The organism is Streptomyces sp. NPDC051133 (genome assembly GCF_040682635.1).
GTDB lineage: Bacteria > Actinomycetota > Actinomycetes > Streptomycetales > Streptomycetaceae > Streptomyces.
Genome location: NZ_JBFBBK010000220.1, coordinates 1 through 1,570, shown reverse-complemented (window position 1 = coordinate 1,570; position 1,570 = coordinate 1). Strand labels below are relative to the sequence as shown.

Annotated in this window: 1 protein-coding gene and 1 pseudogene; both read left to right on the top strand. The window is 67.4% G+C overall.

The window, feature by feature from the left end; genetic code table 11:
* On the top strand, nt 1-437 hold a 437-nt coding region (locus AB0N17_RS46570; RefSeq protein WP_366017715.1), incomplete at its 5' end, for an ATP-binding protein.
* Nucleotides 438-1,039: 602 nt separating this feature from the next.
* Nucleotides 1,040-1,468, top strand: a pseudogene (locus AB0N17_RS46565) (transposase); the annotation flags it as partial.
* Between the last annotated feature and the right edge of the window lie 102 nt (nt 1,469-1,570).

The following is a 1,570-nucleotide window of genomic DNA, read 5'->3' as shown; positions in this document are numbered from 1 at the left end:
GAGTCGGCAAGACCCACATCGCCGTCGCGCTCGCGGTCGCGGCCTGCCGGGCCGGCTACTCGATCTACTTCACCAGCCTCGACGACATGGTCCGCAACCTCAAAGCCGCCGAGGCCGCCGGGCGTCTGACGAACAAGCTCGGCACCTACCTGCGACCCAGCGTCCTCGTGGTCGATGAGGTCGGCTACCAGCCCCTCGAACGAGCCCAGGCGAACCTGGTCTTCCAGGTCATCTCCAAGCGTTATGAGAAGGGCTCGATCGTCCTGACCTCGAACAAGACCTTCAGCGAATGGGGCCAGGTCTTCGGCGACGAGGTCCTCGCCACCGCCATCCTCGACCGCCTCCTGCACCACTGCGAAGTGATCTCCATCAACGGCCCCAGCTACCGACTCAAAAACCGCCTCAAGGCCATCGAGCGGGAGAACGAAGTGGCTTGACATCTGGGGACGTTCGTCCGTACGCGACTGGGGAGGAAAGTCCGTACGCCGACACCAGGCGCTGGAAACCGGCCCGGACCTGGACACCGGAGGCGGAATGCCCCAGGTCATCGTCGATGACCACGACCCGATCCGCCAACCAGCCCAGGTCCAGGGCCCGCTGGACCAGCCCGTACTGCAACCGGGTCGACTCTGTGTGATCGATGACCTGCTGCGGCGTCGACTGGCGGACATAGACCACGGCAAGCCGGTCACGGTGCTCCCGCTGGATCTTGCCCTCAGCCCGCTCCCACGGAGCCACCACCGCCACGGAGATCACCGCCGTCCCCGTCGTCCGGAGCCGCCGTCACCATCCGAGCCGCGAGAACACCCAGCACCCCCACTGCCAACTGCCGGTTCAACTCCGGGAGACTCTCCCACGACGGCAACTGGGGGGTTCGCCGGCAACAGGTTCGTCCATGACGCCCCACCACCCTCATCGTCACTGAACTGCCGCTCACGCAACCGCCGCACCGTCTCAGCGGCCCTGAGCAGGCCATTTACCCCGATGACCGGCACATTCCCGTCCACGGAGTCATCTATGCAGGCATTACGGCTTGCTCCTTGAGCACACATTTAGGCTGTTCAAGCAGACGCTGGGCTGGGCCAGGCCGCGGCTGCGCTCGCCGGACGCGGCCGATCGTTGGACCTGGCTCGTGGTCGCGGCGCACACCCAGCTCCGTCTCACCGCTCCGCTCGCCGTGGACCAGCGCCGCCCGTGGGAGAAGAGCACGCGCCCCGGCGCCGCGCTGACTCCGTCGCGGGTGCGGCGGGGGTTTCGGAACATCCGACCGCACTTGGTCAGTCCGGCCCGTGCACCCAAACCGACGCGGCCAGGCCCGGGACGGCCGCCCGGCGTCCCGAACCGGCACCGTGCCACCCGCCACGACGTGGGCAAAACCGTCAAACGACCCGCCACCCTGATCGAACGCGACCAGAACGGATCGACCCGATCACAGCTACCCCGCCAACGAAACCGCGCAGCACCATAAGGAACAAGCTCATGGGTTTCGGCGTCGATCACCACGGTGGCGTAGCGGTGGCGCCGGCGCAGGGCGAAGTCGTCGACGCCGATCACGCGGGGCATCCGCCCG